The sequence below is a fragment of the Streptomyces sp. NBC_00986 genome, from assembly GCF_045162565.1.
Lineage (GTDB): Bacteria > Actinomycetota > Actinomycetes > Streptomycetales > Streptomycetaceae > Streptomyces.
The window spans coordinates 7,443,514-7,463,332 of sequence record NZ_CP108733.1; the positions used below are offsets into that span (position 1 = coordinate 7,443,514).

At 70.7% G+C, this 19,819-nt stretch carries 18 protein-coding genes; 9 read left to right on the forward strand and 9 right to left on the reverse strand.

All coding sequences use genetic code 11. The features are described from left to right. Nucleotides 1–3: 3 nt before the first annotated feature. Genes OG504_RS33325 through OG504_RS33345 form a run of 5 tightly spaced genes read right to left on the reverse strand, consistent with a single transcriptional unit; the run spans nucleotide 4 to nucleotide 5,497 of the window. Complete coding sequence (locus tag OG504_RS33325) at nucleotides 4–1,344, reverse strand: AAA domain-containing protein (RefSeq protein WP_405993107.1); 1,341 nt, start codon at nucleotides 1,342–1,344, stop codon at nucleotides 4–6. Beyond that, a complete protein-coding gene (locus tag OG504_RS33330) occupies nucleotides 1,341–2,939 on the reverse strand; it encodes a hypothetical protein (RefSeq protein WP_405993108.1) in 1,599 nt (532 codons plus the stop codon). The genes OG504_RS33325 and OG504_RS33330 overlap by 4 nt, the downstream gene beginning before the upstream one ends. Beyond that, on the reverse strand, nucleotides 2,930–3,334 hold the full coding sequence (locus tag OG504_RS33335; protein WP_405993109.1) for a hypothetical protein: 405 nt from the start codon (nucleotides 3,332–3,334) through the stop codon (nucleotides 2,930–2,932). Before OG504_RS33335 ends, OG504_RS33330 begins: the two co-directional genes overlap by 10 nt. Further along, the gene (locus tag OG504_RS33340) at nucleotides 3,331–4,545 is read right to left on the reverse strand and encodes a hypothetical protein (RefSeq protein ID WP_405996496.1); all 1,215 of its coding nucleotides are present in this window, start codon (nucleotides 4,543–4,545) and stop codon (nucleotides 3,331–3,333) included. Before OG504_RS33340 ends, OG504_RS33335 begins: the two co-directional genes overlap by 4 nt. Continuing rightward, nucleotides 4,496–5,497, reverse strand: a complete 1,002-nt coding sequence (locus OG504_RS33345; protein WP_405993110.1) for a phosphatase PAP2 family protein — start codon at nucleotides 5,495–5,497, stop codon at nucleotides 4,496–4,498. Before OG504_RS33345 ends, OG504_RS33340 begins: the two co-directional genes overlap by 50 nt. Before the next feature lie 209 nt (nucleotides 5,498–5,706). On the opposite strand from OG504_RS33345, the gene OG504_RS33350 reads away from it, so the two are divergent. Further along, on the forward strand, nucleotides 5,707–6,303 hold the full coding sequence (locus OG504_RS33350; protein ID WP_405993111.1) for a histidine phosphatase family protein: 597 nt from the start codon (nucleotides 5,707–5,709) through the stop codon (nucleotides 6,301–6,303). Between the two features lie 84 nt (nucleotides 6,304–6,387). Here the strand turns inward: OG504_RS33350 and OG504_RS33355 are convergent, their stop codons facing one another. Beyond that, a complete protein-coding gene (locus OG504_RS33355; protein WP_405993112.1) occupies nucleotides 6,388–7,860 on the reverse strand; it encodes a hypothetical protein in 1,473 nt (490 codons plus the stop codon). 270 nt (nucleotides 7,861–8,130) lie between these two features. On the opposite strand from OG504_RS33355, the gene OG504_RS33360 reads away from it, so the two are divergent. After that, nucleotides 8,131–8,565 carry a hypothetical protein gene (locus OG504_RS33360; protein WP_390159884.1) on the forward strand — a complete coding sequence of 145 codons (435 nt, stop codon included), beginning with the start codon at nucleotides 8,131–8,133 and terminating at the stop codon, nucleotides 8,563–8,565. A gap of 142 nt (nucleotides 8,566–8,707) precedes the next feature. Further along, entirely contained in the window at nucleotides 8,708–9,577 is an 870-nt protein-coding gene (locus OG504_RS33365; protein WP_405993113.1) for a spermidine synthase, read from the forward strand. A 14-nt stretch (nucleotides 9,578–9,591) separates the two neighbouring features. Here the strand turns inward: OG504_RS33365 and OG504_RS33370 are convergent, their stop codons facing one another. Further along, nucleotides 9,592–10,134, reverse strand: a complete 543-nt coding sequence (locus OG504_RS33370) for a hypothetical protein (protein WP_405993114.1) — start codon at nucleotides 10,132–10,134, stop codon at nucleotides 9,592–9,594. A gap of 111 nt (nucleotides 10,135–10,245) precedes the next feature. Here OG504_RS33370 and OG504_RS33375 point away from each other — a divergent pair, with 111 nt between their 5' ends. From OG504_RS33375 to OG504_RS33400, 6 genes are all read left to right on the forward strand, one after another. Beyond that, nucleotides 10,246–10,950, forward strand: a complete 705-nt coding sequence (locus OG504_RS33375; RefSeq protein ID WP_405993115.1) for a response regulator transcription factor — start codon at nucleotides 10,246–10,248, stop codon at nucleotides 10,948–10,950. After that, nucleotides 10,947–12,350 carry a sensor histidine kinase gene (locus OG504_RS33380; RefSeq protein WP_405993116.1) on the forward strand — a complete coding sequence of 468 codons (1,404 nt, stop codon included), beginning with the start codon at nucleotides 10,947–10,949 and terminating at the stop codon, nucleotides 12,348–12,350. The genes OG504_RS33375 and OG504_RS33380 overlap by 4 nt, the downstream gene beginning before the upstream one ends. 107 nt (nucleotides 12,351–12,457) lie before the next feature. Next, nucleotides 12,458–13,912: a cellulose binding domain-containing protein gene (locus OG504_RS33385; RefSeq protein ID WP_405993117.1), complete on the forward strand. Its 1,455-nt coding sequence runs from the start codon at nucleotides 12,458–12,460 to the stop codon at nucleotides 13,910–13,912. A 264-nt stretch (nucleotides 13,913–14,176) separates the two neighbouring features. Beyond that, nucleotides 14,177–15,475 carry an ABC transporter substrate-binding protein gene (locus OG504_RS33390; RefSeq protein ID WP_405993118.1) on the forward strand — a complete coding sequence of 433 codons (1,299 nt, stop codon included), beginning with the start codon at nucleotides 14,177–14,179 and terminating at the stop codon, nucleotides 15,473–15,475. Then, nucleotides 15,472–16,452 carry a carbohydrate ABC transporter permease gene (locus OG504_RS33395; RefSeq protein ID WP_405993119.1) on the forward strand — a complete coding sequence of 327 codons (981 nt, stop codon included), beginning with the start codon at nucleotides 15,472–15,474 and terminating at the stop codon, nucleotides 16,450–16,452. Before OG504_RS33390 ends, OG504_RS33395 begins: the two co-directional genes overlap by 4 nt. After that, nucleotides 16,449–17,342 carry a carbohydrate ABC transporter permease gene (locus OG504_RS33400; protein ID WP_405993120.1) on the forward strand — a complete coding sequence of 298 codons (894 nt, stop codon included), beginning with the start codon at nucleotides 16,449–16,451 and terminating at the stop codon, nucleotides 17,340–17,342. The genes OG504_RS33395 and OG504_RS33400 overlap by 4 nt, the downstream gene beginning before the upstream one ends. Nucleotides 17,343–17,354: 12 nt before the next feature. Here the strand turns inward: OG504_RS33400 and OG504_RS33405 are convergent, their stop codons facing one another. Beyond that, on the reverse strand, nucleotides 17,355–18,059 hold the full coding sequence (locus tag OG504_RS33405; protein WP_405993121.1) for a hypothetical protein: 705 nt from the start codon (nucleotides 18,057–18,059) through the stop codon (nucleotides 17,355–17,357). Between the two features lie 136 nt (nucleotides 18,060–18,195). After that, nucleotides 18,196–19,728 (reverse strand): histidine ammonia-lyase, encoded by a 1,533-nt coding sequence (hutH, locus tag OG504_RS33410; protein ID WP_405993122.1) that lies wholly within the window; start codon nucleotides 19,726–19,728, stop codon nucleotides 18,196–18,198. Between the last annotated feature and the right edge of the window lie 91 nt (nucleotides 19,729–19,819).

Genomic DNA, 19,819 nt, shown 5'->3' on the forward strand with positions numbered 1-19,819 from the left:
CGGTCAAGGTCTCCACACCACCCGGTGTTCCGCCAGGTGCGCCAGTACCGCGTGGTTCGCCTCCCACCCGTCAGGGAACTTCACCGTCACTCCCAGCTGCACCGGTTCCGTCGACGGATGGTCGTCCAGCAACTCACCGACCCCCGCCCGGCAGACCACGATGCAGGCGTGCCGGTGGCGGGAGGCCAGGACGCACAGGCGGCCCGTCTCCAGGTGGAAGGCGGTGGCGTCGGGGCGGCCGGAGAGGGGGTGGAGGACCACCGTGACGTCGAACTCCCGCCCCTGGAGCCGGTTCGCCGTGTCCACCGTCACATCCGTGACGCCCAGCTCCGCCAGCGCGGCCCGGACCGCCGCCGCCTGGTCCCGGTGCGCGGTGCCGATCGCGATGCGGTCGGCCGTCAGGGGAGCGGGGTCCGGTGAGCGTTCTGACGTGGCCGCCCCGCCCCGGTCCAGCAGACGTCGTACGACCGTCGCCACCGCCCGCACCGCCTCCGGGTCCGTACGAGGGGTGTGGCGGGCGGGCAGTTCCAGCAGGCCCCAGCCCGACTCCGCGGCCTCGTCGATGACCCGGTCCGGGCCCGAACCGTCCGACGGGACACCGAAGTTGAGCCGCCGGTCCCCGTGGCCCGTGCCGCTGCGGAAGCGCGTGTACGGGTAGAACGCGTCCGAGACCAGAGGGGCCGCCGATGCCGGGAGCCGCCAGGACACCGGCAGGCGGTGCTGCGGCAGTTCGGGGTTGTGGGCCAGCAGCGTCGTCACCGCCGAGGCCGAGGGGTCGTACGACAAGCCCGCCCACTGCTCCGCGCCCACGATCGCGAACGGGTCCAACTGCCCCGGGTCGCCCACGAACAGCGCCCGCTCGAACAGCCCGGCCACGGCCAGCAGCGAGTCCGAGCGCATCTGGTACGCCTCGTCGACGATCGCGTGCCGCCACGGCTCGTCGACCTTGACGTGGGCCCACTTCGCCGCCGTGGAGATGACGACCGGGAGCCCGGCGAGTTCCCCCGCCTTGGCCGACTTCCGTACGTTCGGCAGGTCGTCCAGCGCCTTGTCGTACGGGTCGGCGTCACTGCTGTGGAGGCGGCCGACCGGCAGTTCGCCGTTCTTCTCGGCCAGCCGTACGACGAGGTCGTCGACCTGCGCGTTGGTCTGCGCGACCACCATCAACGGGCGCCCGGCGTCGGCCAGTTCGAGTGCAGCGCGGACGACGAGGGTGGACTTGCCGGCGCCCGGCGGGGAGTCGACGACGACTCCGCGAGCGGTGCCGTGCAGGGTGTCGCGGAGGATCGCGTCGGTGGCGCGGCCGGCCTCGGCACCGGGGTCGAAGACGGTGTCGGCGCTCACAGGACGTCCTCCTCGGTCACCGGGTCGGCGGACTCCTGCACGGCGCTCTCCTCGCCCGGCGGACCCCCGTGCGTCCACGGTGTCTCCTCCTGGTCGGGCAACTTCGCGCCGCCCCGCTGCTCGTGCTCGAACAGCGTGAAGCAGATCCGGTCGCCCTTCTCCGGCAGCGAACCCGTCTCCGGCTCCTTGCCGCGCCCCATCTTGTCGACGACCCGGAGGACGACGAGGGCGCCCTCCTCCTCGTGGCCCACGAACTCCGCCGACTGCGGCTTCCCGCCGAGCGACCGGAACACCTTCACCCGCTCCCCGAGATGCGGCCGGTCGTCCGTGCGCACGGTCACCAGCGGGCGCGGGCGGGGACTCTTGCCCTCGCTGTACGCCATGACGACATCGATGACCTCGCCCGCGAACGCCTCCCCGGCGAGCCGCCGCCCGGCCATCACCAGCGGGTCGTCCAGGGCCTCTTGAGCATCCAGCCGGGCCTGTTCACGCTCGCGCGTGGCGAGCTTGTTGGCCGCGGTGACCGCGTCGTCGCGGCGCGGCTGCGGGGGCTCACCGGCGACGATCCGGTCCCGGTGACCGGTGAACGACCAGCGGTCCCGGGTCCACCGGTCGACGGCGTGCGCGCCCTCCGGCAACGCCCGCAGCAGGTCGAGCCCGTGCCACACCGCGTCCCAGGTCGGACGGGTGATGCCCTCGACGAGGGACCTGATCTCCCGCTCGGCGGCGGTGAGTTCACCGAGCCGGTCGTCCGCCTCCAGTCCGTCCTCGGCGGCGGCGAGGGCGGTACGGGCGCGGTCGTAGCGCTCGATGGCGGGGGCGAGCAGCTTGTTGTCGAACGCCGGGTCCGTGGCCGGGCCGGCCGGCGGGCACACCAACTGGCCCCGCGCGTCCCGCCGTAGCTCCGCGTCGAGCGCGGCCTCGGCGCCCGAGACCCCGTCCGGCGGGTCGATCCACGCGAGCAGCGCGGCCAAGTGCTGGTCCTCCAGGCTGGATTGACCCGTGGCCCAGTGCCGGCCGAGCACCTCGGTGAGCGCGAGCAGCAGCGCGGAACCGGGCACCCGGGCCCGCTCCCCGTAGTGGGTCAGCCAGCGCCCGAGCAACGGCACGTGGGGCGGCGCGGGGTGCGGGGTCTCCGGGTCCTGCTCGGCGGTCCGGCGAAACCGCATCGAACGCCCCAGCAGCCGTACGAGTTCGATGCCCGCGCGGCTCGGCACGATCAACTGCGGTGCGTCCGCGCACAGTTCGACCTCGACCTTGACCCGCTTGCCGGTCTCCGGATCGGTCTCGTTCCGCTCGGCGGCCTCGACGTCGTCCGCGAACGTGTCGATGTACGGCAGGACCACGTCCGCCAGCTGGGCGAGAAACGCGAACCTGAGGTCCCGGTCCCGCGGCTGCGGTACGACGAGCAGCCGCGGGGCGTCTCGATCCGTACCGACCAGCGCACCGAGCGGCGCCCCGGCCTCCCCGGCGGTGGTCAGCGGCACGAGGACGAGGGGGCGCGCGGAGAGATGCCGGTGCAGGACAGTGGCGGAGGGCTGGGCACGGCCGGTCTGAACTGCTTCCAGCCGAGCGAGAGTTGAGATCAGCGACACGGGGTCCCCTTGGGGTGGGCGACCGGGGGCGGGGTGCGGTGGTGCGGGGCGTGAGGTGTCGGCTGGTGGGGCGTTGCCGGCGCGTCGGGGGCGTGCGGGATCGGGCTCGTCGCGGGTCGCGCCCGGTCGGCGACGGTGGCGTCCACGTTCGCGGTCATCGGGTGTCGTGTCGCGGCGGCGACGGCGCACGGGCTCGTGGCCATCATGCGTTGCGCCGCGGTGGCGGGGGTGCCGCGCGGGATTGTGGTCGTCGCATGTCGCGCCGGGACAGCGGTGACGGCGCACAGGTTTGCCGTCATCGCGTGTTGCGTCGGCTCGGCGACGACGGCGCACAGGTTCGCGGCCATCGCGGCTCGCCCCTCGGCGGCGACCATGCCGAACAGGATCACAGTCACCGCACCCCACCGCCCGTCGCGCTCCCCAGCGCCTCCATCGGCAACTCGGCCGCGCTTCCCGGCGTCTGTCCGCGCAGCGCAGCCGCGTCCCTCAGTGCCGCCGCGTTCTCCAGGGCCTCGGCCCGCAGTTCCGCCGCTCTGCGCAGGGCCGCCACCGCCGGGTCGTCCGGGTCGCCGGACTCTCCGTGGGCCGCTGACAGGACCTCGTCGACCGTGGTCAGGTCGCCGAGGTCGGCGCGGAGGGAGCGGCCGAGGGTGGTGACCGCGCCGGACGCGCGGGAGTGGTCGCGGCAGTGGAAGGCCAGCTCGCAGGCGGCCAGGCACTCCGGGGCGTAGGCCGCCGGGACCGACTCGACGGCCGCGGTCAGTTCGGCGGCGGGGCGGTCGGGGGCGAAGCAGGTGCCCTCGGGGAGGGTGTCGGCGATGTCCTCGATGCGGGTGAGACGGGCCAACTGGCGGCCGGTGACCGCGCGTTGCTTGCGGACGTCGACGGCGGACGCGGTGGGCAGGTTCGAGAAGTCCTTCGGGCAGACCAGGAGGATGCGGTGGCGGACCCGGGGAGCGGGATCCAGCTTGGCCGCGACCTCTTCCAGCGCCAGCACGTACACCGCCGACTGCCGGGCCGCCGCGCCCACCTTCGCCGGGTCCGCCGAACCGTCCAGCATCGGGAAGGACTTGATCTCCACGACCGTCCAACTGCCGTCCGGGTGCACGACGACCGCGTCCGGCTCCAGGAACGCGGGCGAACCCGCCACGTCGAGGGCGAGCATCGGATGGTCGAGCAGGGTCCAGGCGGCGGCCTCGGAAGCCTCGCGCAGCGCCAGCGCCGTACGGGCCGCGCGCCCCTCGGGGCCGATCGCGGCCAGCTCGGGCACCCGCGCGCGGGTCGGCGGTTCGGCGCCCGGGTCCAGCTTCTCGTGCACCAGCCGCAGCAGCTCCGCGCCGCCGTCCGCCTTGACCCGGGCCTCGAACGCGTTGCCCCGCATGAAGGCGAACTGGGACTGCCCGAAGGCCGACGGCGAGCCGAGCGCGTCGGCCAGCACCGCCTTGTTCACCCCCGCGCCGTCCAGGATCGCCCGCCGCTTGCAGCCCGGGTTCGCCGCCAGCGCCGCGAGGGCGCGCGCGTCCAGCGCCTTGGCCGGGACGTCCGGGCCGCGCAGCTCAGCGAGCCGTTGCCGGAGCGCCGTCCCCCGCGTCCGTGGGGGAGGCACCCGGCTCGGCTCCGGTACCGAGCTGTGACTCGCGCTGCCGTGGAATTCGCTCACCCGGCGAAGTCTGGCATCCGCCACTGACAATTGAGGTTTCTGAGCCACGAGAGGCGTCACGAGAAGCATCACGGGAGGTGCCGGCGGCGGTGTCACGCGACCGCGCCGCGACGAGCGAGCCGCGCCCCTCGAACGCCACCCTGATCCGGTCCGCGGCCTTCATCACCCGCGGCGCCAGCAGGAACCCGAGCCCCATCACGACCACGCCCGCGACCGCGTCGAGGAGATAGTGGTTCGCGGTGCCCATGACCACGATCGCCGTCAGCAGCGGATAGGCGACCCCGACGACCTTGGTCAGCCGGGTCCCGCCGTAGCGCCAGAGCATCACACCGCACCACAGCGCCCAGCCGCAGTGCAGGCTCGGCATCGCCGCGTACTGGTTCGTCATGCCGCCCAGGCCGCGCGGCGCGCTCGCGTCGCCGCCCCACCAGCCGTACGAGCTGTACTTGGCCATCGTGTCGACGAAGCCGTAGTCCGGGGAGAGCAGGCGGGGCGGGCAGGTCGGGAGGAGGGTGAAGCCGATCAGGCCGATGAACGTGGACGTCATCAGCCAGGTGCGGGCCGCGCGGTAGATGTGGGAGCGCGACCTGAAGAGCCAGATCAGGATCGCGGGCGTGATCAGGTAGTGCAGCGACGCGTACCAGAAGTCCGCCGGGACGCCGAGCCAGGACTCGCGCGTGAAGAGGCGGTTGAGCGGGTGCTCGGCGTTGATGTGCAGGACCTTCTCGATGCGCAGGATCGCCAGTCCGTGGTCCACGGCGCTCGCCGTGTCACCCCGGGCCAGCAGCCGGCCCGCCGAGTACGAGGCGTACACCATGAGGATCAGCGGCAGCTCGGTCCACCAGCGCAGCCGGCTTCGCCGGTCCGCCTCGATGCCTGGTGTCTCGGTCTGCGGCATCCGATCGCCCTCCCCCTTCTGTTCTGGTGCGCTGTCCCGTGGTGCGGCTTCCCAGTAGCCCGGTCGGGACACTTTACGGCGTATGTGAGCGCCGTGTTTCCGGCGCCCCCGGACCTCAAAGACGCAGAGATCGCCCCCCGGGTTGCCCTTCTCAAGGGTGAGCGATGATGGAGTGACCCGCCTCTCGTTTTCTCCCGGAAGGGTCCCTCATGGCACCGCGCATCCTGCTGGCCCGGCACGGACAGACGGAGTGGTCGCTGTCCGGGAAGCACACCGGCAGGACCGACGTCCCCCTCCTCGAAGAGGGCCGACGCGGCGCCAAGGTCCTCGGCGAACGACTGCACCGGCCTCCCTTCGACGGCCTCCCCGGGGTGGAGGTCCGCACCAGCCCACTGGCACGCGCGCGTGAGACCTGCGAACTCGCCGGCTTCGGCGACCGCGCGACCCCCTGGGACACCCTCATGGAATGGGACTACGGCGCCTACGAGGGCCTGACCCCGGAGGAGATCCGTTCCGCCCGCCCCGACTGGCTGATCTGGCGCGACGGCGTCCCCGAAGGGGAGACCCTAGCCGAGGTCACCGCCCGCGCGGACGAGGTCGTCACCTGGGCCCGGTCCGAGGACCGCGATGTCCTGGTCTTCGCCCACGGCCACATCCTCCGCTCGATCGGCGCGCGCTGGCTGGGCCTGCCGATCGACTTCGCGGCGCGGATACGGCTGAATCCGACATCCCTGTCAGTACTGGGCTGGGCCTACGGAGACCCGGCAATCGAGAGCTGGAACGACGTGGGCCATCTAGCGGCCTAGGCGTTCTGCTTTTAGGGGCGCGGGGAACTGCGCGCCCAGCCCCCACCGGCCCGCAGACGAATCACAACGCTTCCCTCGTAGCAACTAAGCCGCAGTACGAGGCAACCCCGAGTGCCTCTCCAGAAACGTAGACACCCCTGATGCCCGCCGATGAGGCAACAGCACCCGCGCAGTCCCCGCCAACATCGTCTGAATCCGCGACGACTGCACCAGATCCAAAAGATCAAGCACCCGCATCCCCGCAGTCGCCGCCTCATCGGGACGGCCTCCCCGCGCGAGATCGTCGGCGAGCTCAGCCATGTACAGCGCGATGTTCCGAGCGAAATGCGGATCCTGGAGATGCGCCGCCCGCCGCGCATGCCGCGCCGCACGAGGCCAGTCCCCCAGAGTGGACCAGCACTGCGCCTCGAGCCCCTCCAACTCGGCCTCTCCGTAGAAGCTCATCCACTCCGGATCGGCATCCGAGTGCCCCCGCTCGAAGAGCGCCTGCGCCCGGGCCAGCGCCTGCTCGCACCCGGTGCGATCCGCGAGCCCCGCCCAGCCGCCCGCCTCGCGCAGCGCGAGCAGCGACATCAGACGGGCGGAACCCAGCGGCCGCCCGACGCGCTGCGCGGCCTGCGCGGCGCGCACCGCCTCGCGGGGGCGTCCGGCGTCCCGCGCGAGGAACGCCGTATTGCAGAAGGCGTGTGCCTCAAGGCCGGCATCCCCGGTCATCCGGGCTGTCGCGAGCGCCTCCGCGTAGTGCGAGCGGGCGTCGTCGAAGCGGCCGGAGTCGTGGGCCAACCAGCCCACCGAGATGGCGAGTTCACCGGCGCCGGAGTGCAGTCTCTCGGCGACCGACTGCCGGGTGGTGCCCGCGTCGAGCAGGGCGTAGGCGGCGCGCAGCGGGGCCGCCGCGCGCCGGTAGAGGCCGTCGGCGCCGTGCCGGTCGTCGAGCAGCCGGATTCTGCGGACGGCCTCTTCCAGGGCGCCCGCCTCGCTCGTACCGGGGCGGCGGACGGAACGGTCCGCTGCCACGGCGTCGTAGGTGAGCCCGAGCGGGCCCAGCGTGCCGGCGGCCACCGTGACGGTGCCGCCCCTCATGAATGCGCGACGCAGCACGTCGCTCTCCTCGTGGTTCTCGTGGTTCTCGTGCGTGTCGTACGGGTCCTGCGTGTCATACGGCTCGTACACGTCCCGCGTCTCACCCGTCCTGGCCGCTTCATCCGTGGCGAAGGCCGGGCTTGTGAGGCGTGCGGGGGGCGTGTCCTCGGCGGTGCGCGCCCCGCGTCCGCGTACGGACGAGCGGGGCGCGAAGCCGAGGTCGGCGAGCGTGCGGCCGGGGAACATGTGCAGGAACACCCGTTCGTACGCGTAGTTGGGGCAACGGATCTCACCGGCCTCGACGCGGCCCACGTAGCGCGCGTCGCAGCTGACCCGCTCGCCGATCTCCCGCGCGGACCGGCGTACGGCCGCGGCGAACTCCGCCGGTGAGCGCTGTCCGCGCAGCCGCCGGAAGGCGAGATTGGGTCTCGGTGGTGGGGGGAACGGGGACGGGGTCACCATTGACGACGCCATGGCCGGGTCCTCTCGTGCGAACCGTCGAACCATGCCGGATTCAGGGTGACTTGTTGAGTGACGCCCTGTTTCCAGCGGGCAAGAACGTACCTGCTGTGCATGACCCGCCACGCAGGGTTTGGCTACAAACCGGATATCTCATCCGGGATCTGCCATGAACTGCCATCCTTTGCGGCTGACTTGTGCCGTAGCTGTTGACGCTTCAACGCGTTGAACTCCATGGACCGGGAGCCACCCGACTCCCGTCCCGCTCGTCCAAGGAGGGGTTCCGTGGTGGAGACCGGGATGGAGACCAGGCAGAGCGTCGATCCTCGAATGCCGAGCGCGGAGTGCAGTGCGCCACCGTTCGCGGACTCGGCCTGCGACCTGGTGACGGTGCCGACGCGACAGGGGCTGGAAGCGGTCGACATCCTGCGGCGCGGCGCGTGCGACGGGGTCGGACCCGTCCTGCACGACGACGGCGACGACACACTCGGCTTCCTGGTCCCGCCGGGCACGGCGGCGGCGTGGGACCTGCCGGGCAGCACGTGTACGGAGACGAACGGCCGGGGTCTGCGCCTCGCCCCCGACCCCGAGCCCCCGGTCGAGGGCTCCGACTGGCTCCTCCCACCCGGCGACGCCGATCTGGCGACCGACCCGGAGGTCCTGCGGGCCGCGCTGGGTGAGGCGGCTCGGTTGATCGAGGCGGCGGACGGCTGCCGGTAGCTCCGCAGGGGCCGGCGATCAATCTGCGGGTCGGTGGGGGCTGGTCGCGCCCACGCGGCGGAGCCGCATATCGACACAGCCCCGCGCCCCTTTGGGGCGCGGATGCCGCGCCGGACCTTCCCCGTCCGCCGATAATGGGCCAATGGGAAAGTCCAGGAACATCCGGCGCGGTGCCGGCACCGCCGAAGCCGTCGTTGAACCCGTTGACGGTGGGCTCGCCGAGCTCATACCCGATCGGGAACGCGCGCGTGCCTGGACCTTGCTGATCGACGGGGCGCCGCAGTCGTACGTCGATCTCGACGACCCGGCGTATCTGTCCTTCGAGTACCAGCGTCGGCTCGGCCACGTCATCGACCTCGTCGCGCCCGCCGGGAAGCCCGTCCACGTCGTGCACCTGGGCGGCGGGGCCCTCACGCTCGCCCGGTATGTCGCCGCGACCCGCCCCCGTTCCACCCAGCAGGTCGTCGAGTTCGACGCGGCGCTGGTCCAACTGGTCCGGCGGGAGCTGCCGTTGGACCCGAACGCGCGGATCAGGGTGCGGTCGGCCGACGCGCGCGCGGGGCTCGCGAAAGTGCCCGAGGGGTGGGCCGATCTCGTCGTGGCGGATGTGTTCAGCGGAGCCCGTACGCCCGCCCACCTCACCTCCACCGAGTTCCTCGACGAGGTGCGTCGCGCGCTCAAGCCCGGTGGGTTCTACGCCGCGAACCTCGCCGACGGGCCCCCGCTCGCGCATCTCCGGGGCCAGATCGCCACCGTGGCCGCCCGGTTCGCGGAACGCGCGCTGATCGCCGACCCGACCGTGCTGCGTGGGAAGCGGTTCGGCAACGCGGTGCTCGTCGCCTCCGACCACCCGCTGCCGCTCGCCGAGCTGACCCGGCGCGCCGCCTCCGACCCACACCCGGGCCGGCTCGAACACGGCAAGGAACTCACCGACTTCACCGGCGGCGCCGTACCCGTGACGGACGCCGCGGCGGTCGCCTCACCGGCACCGCCCCCGTCCGTGTTCCGCTGAGTGGTCACCCGGGTCTAGTAGTTACCGACATCCACCCGCGGCGCCCCGTCGTGCCACGTGCAGATCACCGACACCTTGTCCGTGCCCTTGGTGAACTCCACCCGGAGCCACGACTCCGTCTTCCACACCTGCATCGACCAGCCCGTACCCGGCGTCGCCGACACGAGCGCCACATAGGCCGGCGCGGTGTCGAGTTCGAGCACCACCCGCCCGCCGTCCGTGGCGTAGCTCTTGACCTGGCCGGAGGGGGAGGTGCTGGGGGACGGGCTCGTGGTCGCCGTCTTCGTGGGGCTCGGGCTCGGGCTGCGGGTCGGGGTCGGGGTGCTCGACGGGCTCGGCGAGGACTCGGCCCGAACCGGTGCCGAGGACGGTGGCTGAGCCGCCTGCGCGCTCGCGCCGGCCGCCGTGATGGGCAGGGCGCGCGGCGGGTCGTAGGCCGTGCCGGTCATGACGGTGTGGACGCCCCACCAGGACAGCGTGACGGCCGCGCCGGTGGCGAGTGACCAAGCCAGCACGTGCACGAATCCGTTGACGAGTCCTCTGGGCATCGCCGCCATACTGCCTCACGCGCCCCACAGGTGTCCCGTCGATGTCCCACCGGTTGTCCACAGACGGGAGTTGTCCACAGGCCCGGATACGGGTCGCCCGCATGGCGTACGGTGCGGCGCATGGCAAGTGTGCTCGTGGTCGAGGACGACCAGTTCGTGCGCTCGGCCCTCATCCGGCATCTGACCGATGCCGCGCACACGGTGCGCAGTGTCGGGACGGCCCTTGAGGCCCTGCGCGAGGTCGCCCATTTCCGTTTCGACGTGGTCATCCTGGACCTCGGACTGCCCGACCTGGACGGGTCCGAGGCGCTGAAGATGCTGCGCGGGATCACGGATGTCCCCGTGATCATCGCCACCGCTCGGGACGACGAGACCGAGATCGTCCGGTTGCTCAACGCGGGCGCGGACGACTACCTCACCAAGCCCTTCTCGGTCGACCACCTGTCCGCCCGCATGTCCGCTGTCCTACGGCGTTCCCGCGCCACCACCGGCGAGGCGCCCCCGTCGACCGTCATCAGCGTCGGCGGCCTCACCGTCGACCCGCTGCGCCGCCAGGCCGAGCTGGACGGCGTCCGACTCGACCTCACCCGCCGCGAGTTCGACCTCCTCGCCTTCCTGGCGGGCCGGCCCGGTGTCGTCGTACCGCGCAAGGAACTCCTCGCCGAGGTGTGGCAGCAGTCGTACGGCGACGACCAGACCATCGACGTCCATCTGTCGTGGCTGCGAAGGAAGTTGGGGGAGACGGCGGCCCAGCCGCGCTATCTGCACACCCTGCGCGGTGTCGGCGTGAAGCTGGAGCCACCGGGAGCGGAGTCGCTGCGATGAGGTGGGCGCTGGTCAGGGTCTGTCTGGCGATCGCGGCGATGGTCGTCGTCGCCTTCGCGGTGCCGCTCGGCCTGGTCATCAAGGAGATGGCCCGCGACCGCGCCTTCTCGAACGCCGAGCGGGAGGCCGCCGCCGTCGCCCCCGCGCTGTCCATCACCACCGACCGGGACCAGTTGGAGAAGGTCGTCGCCTCCGCGGGCGCGGACTCCGGAATGGCCGTCCACATACCGGCGGGGGAGGGGAAGGCCGCCCTCGACATCGGGCTGCAGCGCGCCGCCGGCAAGGACATCGCCACCGTACGGAAATTGGGCCGCGCCTCCACCACCGAGGTGCCCGGCGGCTCCGTCCTGCTCCAGCCGGTCGCGCTCAGCTCCGGCGAGATATCCGTCGTCGAGGTCTACGTCCCGGAGTCCGAGGTCAGCAACGGCGTCGGCACGGCCTGGGCGGTGCTCGCCGGGGTCGGCCTCGCGCTGATCGTCGGGTCCGTCGCGGTCGCCGACCGGCTGGGCGTACGGATGGTGCAGCCCGCGCAGCGCCTGGTCGAGGGCGCGCACGAACTGGGGGAGGGGAAGCTGGGGGCGCGGGTGCCCGAGGAGGGGCCGACCGAACTGCGGCTCGCGGCGGTCGCGTTCAACTCCATGGCCGACCAGGTCGTACAACTGCTGGCGAACGAGCGGGAGTTGGCGGCCGACCTGTCGCACCGTTTGCGTACGCCGCTCACCGTGCTGCGGCTCAACGCGGCCTCGCTCGGGGACGGGCCGGCCGCCGAGCAGACGCGGACCGCCGTCGCGCAGCTGGAGCGGGAGGTCGACACGATCATCCGGACCGCGCGCGAGGCCAAGCCGCAGACCGTGGCGGCCGGGCCCGGCGCCGGGTGCGACGCGGCCGAAGTGGTGCGCGAGCGGATGCGGTTCTGGTCCGCGCTCGCCGAGGACGAGGGCCGCAAGGTGCGGGTGGCCGGGGTGGAGCGGCCGGTGCGGATACCCGTCGCCCGGGCCGACCTCGTCGCCGCCCTGGACGCCCTGCTCGGCAACGTGTTCCGGCACACCGCCGAGGGCACGGCCTTCGCGGTGGACGTGCACAACAGCGAGGACGCGGTGATCGTGCTCGTCTCGGACGCGGGCTCCGGCATCCGCGACCCCGAGGCGGCGATGGCCCGCGGGCGCGGCTCCGGCAGTGCGGGATCGACCGGGCTCGGCCTGGACATCGTGCGCAGGCTCGCCGAGTCGACCGGCGGGGACGTCCGCATCGGCTCCTCGATGCTCGGCGGCACCGAGGTGCGGATCTGGATCCAGCTGGACGGGCGGGTGCCGGAGCGCAACGGGCATCGGGGAGCCGTACGACGACGCCGGCGGGGGAAATTGGTCTCTACCTTTAACCGTTCCCGATCCCTCCCTTAAGCGCACCCTAAGATCGCCAACCCCCGCCCGGATCAGGGTATTTGCCCGGTTCCGGATCGCTAGCGTGCTGCCGCACCCCACCCCCGTACGGCGAAAGCAGGCACGCGATGAGCATGCACCGGCGCAGGATCAGCAACAGGAACAAGGTGATCGGCGGAGCGGTCGCCGCCGCGGTCGTCGGTGGCGGCGCGATCATGCTGACCGGCATCGCCCAGGCGGCGAGCGTCGGCGCGGCCTACACGAGAACCAGCGAGTGGTCGACGGGGTACACCGCGCAGTACGTCGTTACCAACACGACCGGGGCCACGAAGAAGGACTGGACGCTGGAGTTCGACCTGCCGTCCGGTTCCAAGCTGAGCTCGCTCTGGAACGCCGAGTCGAGCGTGAGCGGGCAGCGCGTCACCGTGAAGCCGCCGAAGTGGGACACGGACGGTCTCGCGGCCGGTGAGTCGGTCACGGTCGGCTTCGTGGTCAACGGCACGGGCCAGCCGACCAGTTGTCTCATCGACAACGCCCAGTGCTCGGCGGACGGCACCGCGACCCCCGAGCCGAGTGGCCGCCCGACGACCTCGTCGCCGACGCCCACCCCGACCGCCACCCCCAAGCCCACGGCGACCCCCACCCCCACCGCCTCGCCGACCACGACCACCGGCACCGGCACGACGGCCGGCAGCGCGGGCTTCGCCCCCTACGTCGACACCTCCCTCTACCCCGCCTTCGACCTCCTCGCCAACGTCACCGCGACCGGCGTGAAGAACTACAACCTCGCCTTCATCACCGACGGCGGCGGCTGCACCCCGAAGTGGGGCGGGGTCTCGGACCTCGGCAGCGACGGCGTGGCCTCGCAGATCGGCGCGCTGCGTGCCAAGGGCGGTGACGTGCGGGTGTCCTTCGGCGGCGCGTCCGGCTCGGAGCTGGCGACGACCTGCGGTTCGGCGAGCGCGCTGGCGACGGCGTACGGGAAGGTCGTCGACGCGTACAACCTCACCAAGGTCGACTTCGACATCGAGGGCGGCGCGCTGCCCAACGCGGCGGCGAACACGATCCGCGCCCAGGCGATAGCCGAGCTCCAGCAGCAGCACCCGAACCTCGACGTCTCCTACACACTCCCCGTGATGCCCGAGGGGCTGACCCAGGACGGGGTGAACTTGTTGTCCAATGCCAAGTCCAACGGCGTCAAGATCAACACGGTCAACATCATGGCGATGGATTACGGACCGGCGTACTCCGGAAATATGGGAACGTACTCACAGCAAGCGGCTACTGCGACACAAGCGCAAGTCAAGAGTGTTCTCGGGCTCTCGGAAGCTGCTGCATGGAAAGCGGTTGCAGTGACCCCGATGATCGGCGTGAACGACGTGTCATCGGAGGTCTTCACGGTCGAGGACGCGAACGGATTGGCGGCCTTCGCGAAGGCGAAGGGTCTCGGTGGCCTCTCGATGTGGTCCGCGACCCGTGACAAGCAGTGCCCCGGCGGCGCCAAGCCCAGCGCGGACGCGACCTGCAGCTCGGTCGTCCAGGCGCCGTCCGCCTTCACCAAGGCCTTCTCCGCCTTCCAGTAGTCGCCCCACGGGCCCCAGGGACCCCTCGTGGACCTCGCGACCCGGCCGCCCCGGAGCGGACGTGTGGCCACTCGGCCGCACGTTCGCTCCTTTTGCTCGTGAGTGTCGATTACGTTTCGACAAATGAAGGCAGCGGGTGTTGACGCATGACCAGACATAGGACTGTTATTACGCCACCGTGTTTGGTCGCGTTGGTTTCTGGTCGGTTACGACGACCTGGGGCGTGGCGCATTCCGGCCGAACCCTGTCCGTCAGGAGCCGTTCATGCCCGACTTCTCCCTCCCCGCCGCCAGTCGCCGCTCCGTCCTGCGCGGCATAGGCGGCGCTGCCGTGCTCGGCGCCGGCATACCCCTGCTGAGCGCGTGCGGCAGCAGTGGCAGCTCGTCCGACCCGAAGACCGTCACCGTCGGTTCCAACGCGTCCGACGCGGTGCCGAAGAAGGCGTTCGCGAGCGTCTACGCGGACTTCAAGAAGACGTCCGGCATCACCGTCAAGGTCAACACGAAGGACCACAACACCTTCCAGGAGCAGATCAACTCCTACCTCCAGGGCACGCCGGACGACGTGTTCAACTGGTTCGCCGGGTACCGCATGCAGTTCTTCGCGGCCAAGAAGCTCGCCACGTCCATCGACGACGTGTGGGCGAAGATCGGTGACAACTTCCCCGACGCGATGAAGCAGCTCAGCAAGGGCGAGGACGGCAAGTACTACTTCGTGCCGATGACCACGTACCCGTGGGCGATCTTCTACCGCAAGAGCGTCTTCACGGCGAAGGGCTACACCGTCCCCACCACGTGGGACGAACTGGTCGCCCTCTGCAAGAAGATGAAGAGCGACGGCCTGGTCCCGATCGCCTTCGGCGACAAGGACGCCTGGCCGGCGATGGGCACCTTCGACCAGATCAACTTCCGCCTCAACGGCTACGACTTCCACAAGTCCCTGATGGCGGGCAAGGAGGCGTGGACCGACCCGAAGGTCAAGGCGGTCTTCGACCACTGGGCCGAGCTCCTCCCGTACCACCAGGACGGTTTCATGGGCCGCACCTGGCAGGACGCGGCGCAGGGCGTGGTGTCGAAGAAGTCCGGCATGTACCTCCTCGGCTCCTTCGTGGCCCAGCAGTTCACCGTCAAGGCCGACCTCGACGACCTCGACTTCTTCGCCTTCCCGGAGATCAACTCCGCGTACGGCCAGGACACCGTCGAGGCGCCCACCGACGGCTACATGGTCAGCAAGGCCCCGAAGAACCACGACGGTGTCGTCAAGCTCCTGGAGTACCTGGGCACCCCGGCGGCCGAGCAGCTCTACCTCAAGACCGACCCGAGCGTGGTGGCCGCCTCCAGCAAGGCCGACACCTCCGCGTACTCGCCGCTGCAGAAGAAGGCGTTCGACATGATCGGCGCCGCCAAGAACCTCACCCAGTTCATGGACCGCGACTCCCGGCCGGACTTCACCTCGACGGTGATGCAGCCCGGTCTGCAGAAGTTCCTCCAGAACCCCAAGGGCGTCGACAGTCTGCTGACCTCGATCGAGCGCCAGAAGAAGACGATCTTCGCCTCCTCATGATCTCCGAGACGACTACGACGAGCCCGGAGGCGGACGCCGTTCCGCCTCCGGGCCCCGCGCCCGAGAAGAAGCGGGTCCCGCAGGGCGCCAAGCGCCTGCTGACCCGCCGTGACCGCATCACGCTCGCCTTCATGGCGGGCGTGCCGACGATCCTGCACGTGGCCCTGGTCTGGGTCACCGCCCTCGCCTCCATCCTCCTGGCCTTCACGTCCTGGGACGGCATCGGCTTCAGCGCCATCAAGTGGGTGGGGCTGGCCAACTTCAAGGAGCTGTTCAACGACAACCCGCAGTTCTGGCCCGCGCTCGAGCACAACGTCATCTGGTTCGTCGTGCTCATCCTGCTGCCGACCCCCTTCGGCCTGTTCCTGGCCGTCCAGCTGGACAAGAACATCCGCTTCAGCCGCGTCTACCAGACCGCGTTCTTCCTGCCGGTCGTGATGTCGCTGGCGGTCACCGGATTCGTCTGGCAGCTCATCTACAACCCCGACACCGGCCTGATCAACAGCCTCATCGGGGCCAACAAGCCCGGCCACTACATCGACTGGATCGGCGATCCCAAGCTCAATCTGTGGGCCGTCCTGATCGCCGCGTCCTGGCGGCACGCGGGCTACATGATGATCCTGTACCTGGCGGGCCTGAAGGGCGTCGACCCATCGCTGAGGGAAGCCTCGGCCCTCGACGGCGCGAACGAGTGGCAGACGTTCAAGAACGTCATCTTCCCGACCCTTCGCCCCACCAACACGGTCGTCCTGGTCGTCACGATCATCGAGTCGCTGCGCGCCTTCGACCTGGTGTGGGTCTTCAACAAGGGCGCCCAGGGCACCGAGTTGCTGTCGATCCTGATCACCAACAACATCATCGGCGAGTCCAGCCGGATCGGTTACGGGTCGGCGATCGCCGTCGTCCTGCTGGTCATCTCCCTGGTGGTCATCATTCCGTACCTGATCTCGACCTTCCGGAAGGAGCGGCGCGCATGACCACCCCCACCGCCGCACTCGGCGTGAAGCAGCGCACCCCGCTCCGCCCGGCCCGGGTCCTGCTGCACACGTTCCTCGTCGTGACCTCGCTGGCCTGGCTCGCCCCACTCCTGTGGGCGGTCTACGCGGCCCTGCGCCCGTACTCCGAGACCAGCAACAAGGGGTACGTCTCCTGGCCGGACACGCTGAACCTCGACAACTTCAAGAACGCGTTCGAGCAGTCCGACATGATCCACTACTTCGTCAACACACTGATCATCGCGGTCCCGGCCGTGCTGCTCACGCTGCTGCTGGCGTCGATGGTCGCGTTCTACGTCAGCCGGTTCGACTTCCGGCTCAACATCTTCCTGCTGCTGGTCTTCACGGCCGGCAACCTGCTGCCGCAGCAGGTCATCATCACCCCGCTGTACCGCATGTACCTGCTCATCGACCTGCCCGGCATCACGATGAGCGGCAAGCTCTACGACTCCGCGCTCGGCCTGGTCCTCATCCACGTGGCGTTCCAATCGGGCTTCTGCGCCTTCGTGTTGAGCAACTACATGCGGATGCTGCCGGACGAGCTGACCGAGGCGGCGCTGGTCGACGGGGCGTCGGTGTGGCGGATGTACTGGCAGATCGTGCTGCCGCTGTGCAAGCCGGCGATGGCGGCCCTGGCGACCCTGCTCTCCATCTGGATCTACAACGACTTCTTCTGGGCGATCGTGCTGATCTCGACCGGCGAGAACATGCCGATCACCTCCGCCCTGAACAACCTCTCCGGCCAGTACTTCACCGACCCCAACCTGGTCGCCGCCGGCGCCCTGCTCACCGCGATCCCCACGCTGATCGTGTACTTCGCACTCCAGCGCCAGTTCGTCAGCGGCCTCACACTGGGCGCCAACAAGGGCTGACGGGCGGGGGTTTCAGAAGGGACCCGGCCCGCCGAAGCCCCCGAACCCGCCGGGTCCGCCCGGCCCACCGCCGAACATCCCACCGTGCGGCCCGTGATGGTGGAAGCCGTCGAACAGCGCGTCCGCGAGCAACATGCCCCCGACCCCGGCGGCACCCGCGACGAGCGCGGTCTTCCACCAGGGCGTGCTGTACCAACCCCCGGCCATGGAACGGCCGTTGACGACCCCGCCAGGGTAGTAGTACGGCGTGCTCGCGCCGGGCCGCGCTGACGCGGTGTACGTCTGCCCACCGACCGTGACCTGCCCGCCGCCACCCTGCGCGGGCAACTCGGGCCCCGGGTCGAGTCCCAGCGCACCACGGGCGGTTCGGATGTGGTGCAGCCCCTCGACGGCGGTCTGCGTCACGAGCCCGTACTGCATCGGCGAGTAGGCGACGGCGAGTTGCCCCTCGGCGGCCCGGAGCCGCTCGGTGGCGTCGGCGAGCGCCTGCCGGGCGGCGGTGCTGTTCCCGGCGTCCAGCGTCGACAGACTCCCGCCCAGCCGCTCCACCCAGCGGGTGGCCTCGGCACCGGCGTCGGCGTCGTAGGACCGCGAAGCGGAGCCGGAGTTGTGGCCGCTGCCGCCGAACCGCGAACTCCCGCCCCCGGCCTGCCTCTTGCTGAAGGCGACCGCACCGCCGACGATCAGGGCCAGCAGCACCAACACGATGAAAAACATGACGTCCTCCCGTCCGCGCCGGGATCGGATCACCCCGTACAGGAAGATCAGACGCCTCGGGGCTGAGAGGCCGCTGGACGGGGTCTGAGGGGCGGCTGTGAATGGCCGGCGGGGTTCCTGGCCCTTTGGTCCGGTCTCAGCGGCGCAGCGCCCCCACGACGCCTTCTACGACCCTCAACACATCCCCGCCGCGCACGAGTTCGGCGATGTGCTCGATGTCCGTGTGGAAGACGCGGTCCTCGTCGACGGTCGGTACGGTCTCCCGGATACGGGCGCGCAGCGCCTCCGCGGCAGGTGAGGGCGCGAGCGGGGCGAGGAGGTCGAGGGCCTGGACGGCGCACATCAGCTCGATGGCTATGACGTAGGCGAGCTTGCGGGTCGCGCGGTAGGCCTTCAGGGCCGCCAAGTAGGCGTTGCTGACGGTGTCTTCCTGGTTGGCGGAGGTGGTGACGTTGTCCGCGGACGCGGGCACCGCCAGGCCGCGCAGTTCCATGGTCAGGGCGGCGGCCGTGTACTGGGCGATCATGTAGCCGCTGTTGAGCCCCGGCCGCTGCCGGACCAGGAAGGCGGGCAGTTCGCTGAAGTTGCTGTTGACCAGGCGGTCGGTGCGGCGTTCGGAGACCTTGGCCAGGACGGTCATCGCGTTGACCATGGTGTCGGCCTGGATGCCGACGTACGTGCTGTCGCAGTTCGCCCCGCTCAGCGCGACCCCGTCCTCGCCCTCGGGGTGGATGACCGGATTGTCGCCCACGGAGTGGAGTTCCTCGACGATGACCTCCCGGGCCTGCGCGAGCGCCCGCTTCGCACCGCCGTGCATCTGCGGAACGGCACGCAGGGAGAGCCCGTCCTGAAGCCGGTGATCGATGAACTCGGCGCTGATGGCGCTGGATTCGGTCAGCCGTCGCAGATTCTCGGCTACGGCGGCCTGCTCGGGGTGCCGCTTCCGCTCCTGGATCCGGGCGTCGTAGGCGCGGATCGTGCCCTTGAGTGCCTGTACGGAGAGGCTCGCGGCGACGTCGGCGGTGGTTGCCGCGACCTCGGCGTCGTGGGCGGCAAGGACGGCGATCGCGGTGACCGAGTGCGTCCCGTTCGTCAGCGACAGCCCCTCCTTGCAGGCGAGTTGGGTCGGCCGCTCGCCGATCCGGGCCAACGCCTCGGCGCCGGGCAGGAGTTCGTCGCCGTACCAGGCCCGTCCCTCGCCCAGCAGTACGAGCGCCATGTGGGCCTCGGGGGCGAGGTAGCCGACGGAGCCCTCGCCGGGGACGTGCGGGGTGACCCCGGCGTTGAGCATCCGCCGGATCAGCTCCAGCGTCTCGAACCGGATACCGGAGAACCCTTCCCCGAGCCCGACCAGTTCCATGAGCGCGATGGCCCGGACGACCTCGACGGGCAACGGCTCCCCGACCGACACGGCGTGCGAGCGGACGATGTTCCGCTGGAGCTGCTCCGCGTCCGCCGGGTCGATGACCTCCGTGACGTTGTCGCCGAAGCCGGTGGTGACGCCGTAGACCAAGCGGTTCTCGGCGAGGAAGCGCTCCACCAGTGCGCGTGACTTCCGCACCCGGTCGACATGGACCGCGTCGAACTCGACCCGGGCGCCGTGGCGGGCGACCGCGACGAACTCCTCGACGGTGATCGGCTCCCGGCCCAGGGTGACGGCCACGGACATCTCCTCGCGCTTGACGTGTATCCATTCACTTGCGTGATGAATGAATCACTCCATTTAGCGCTTGGCAAGGCCCCGCCGAGGCCCTCGCAGT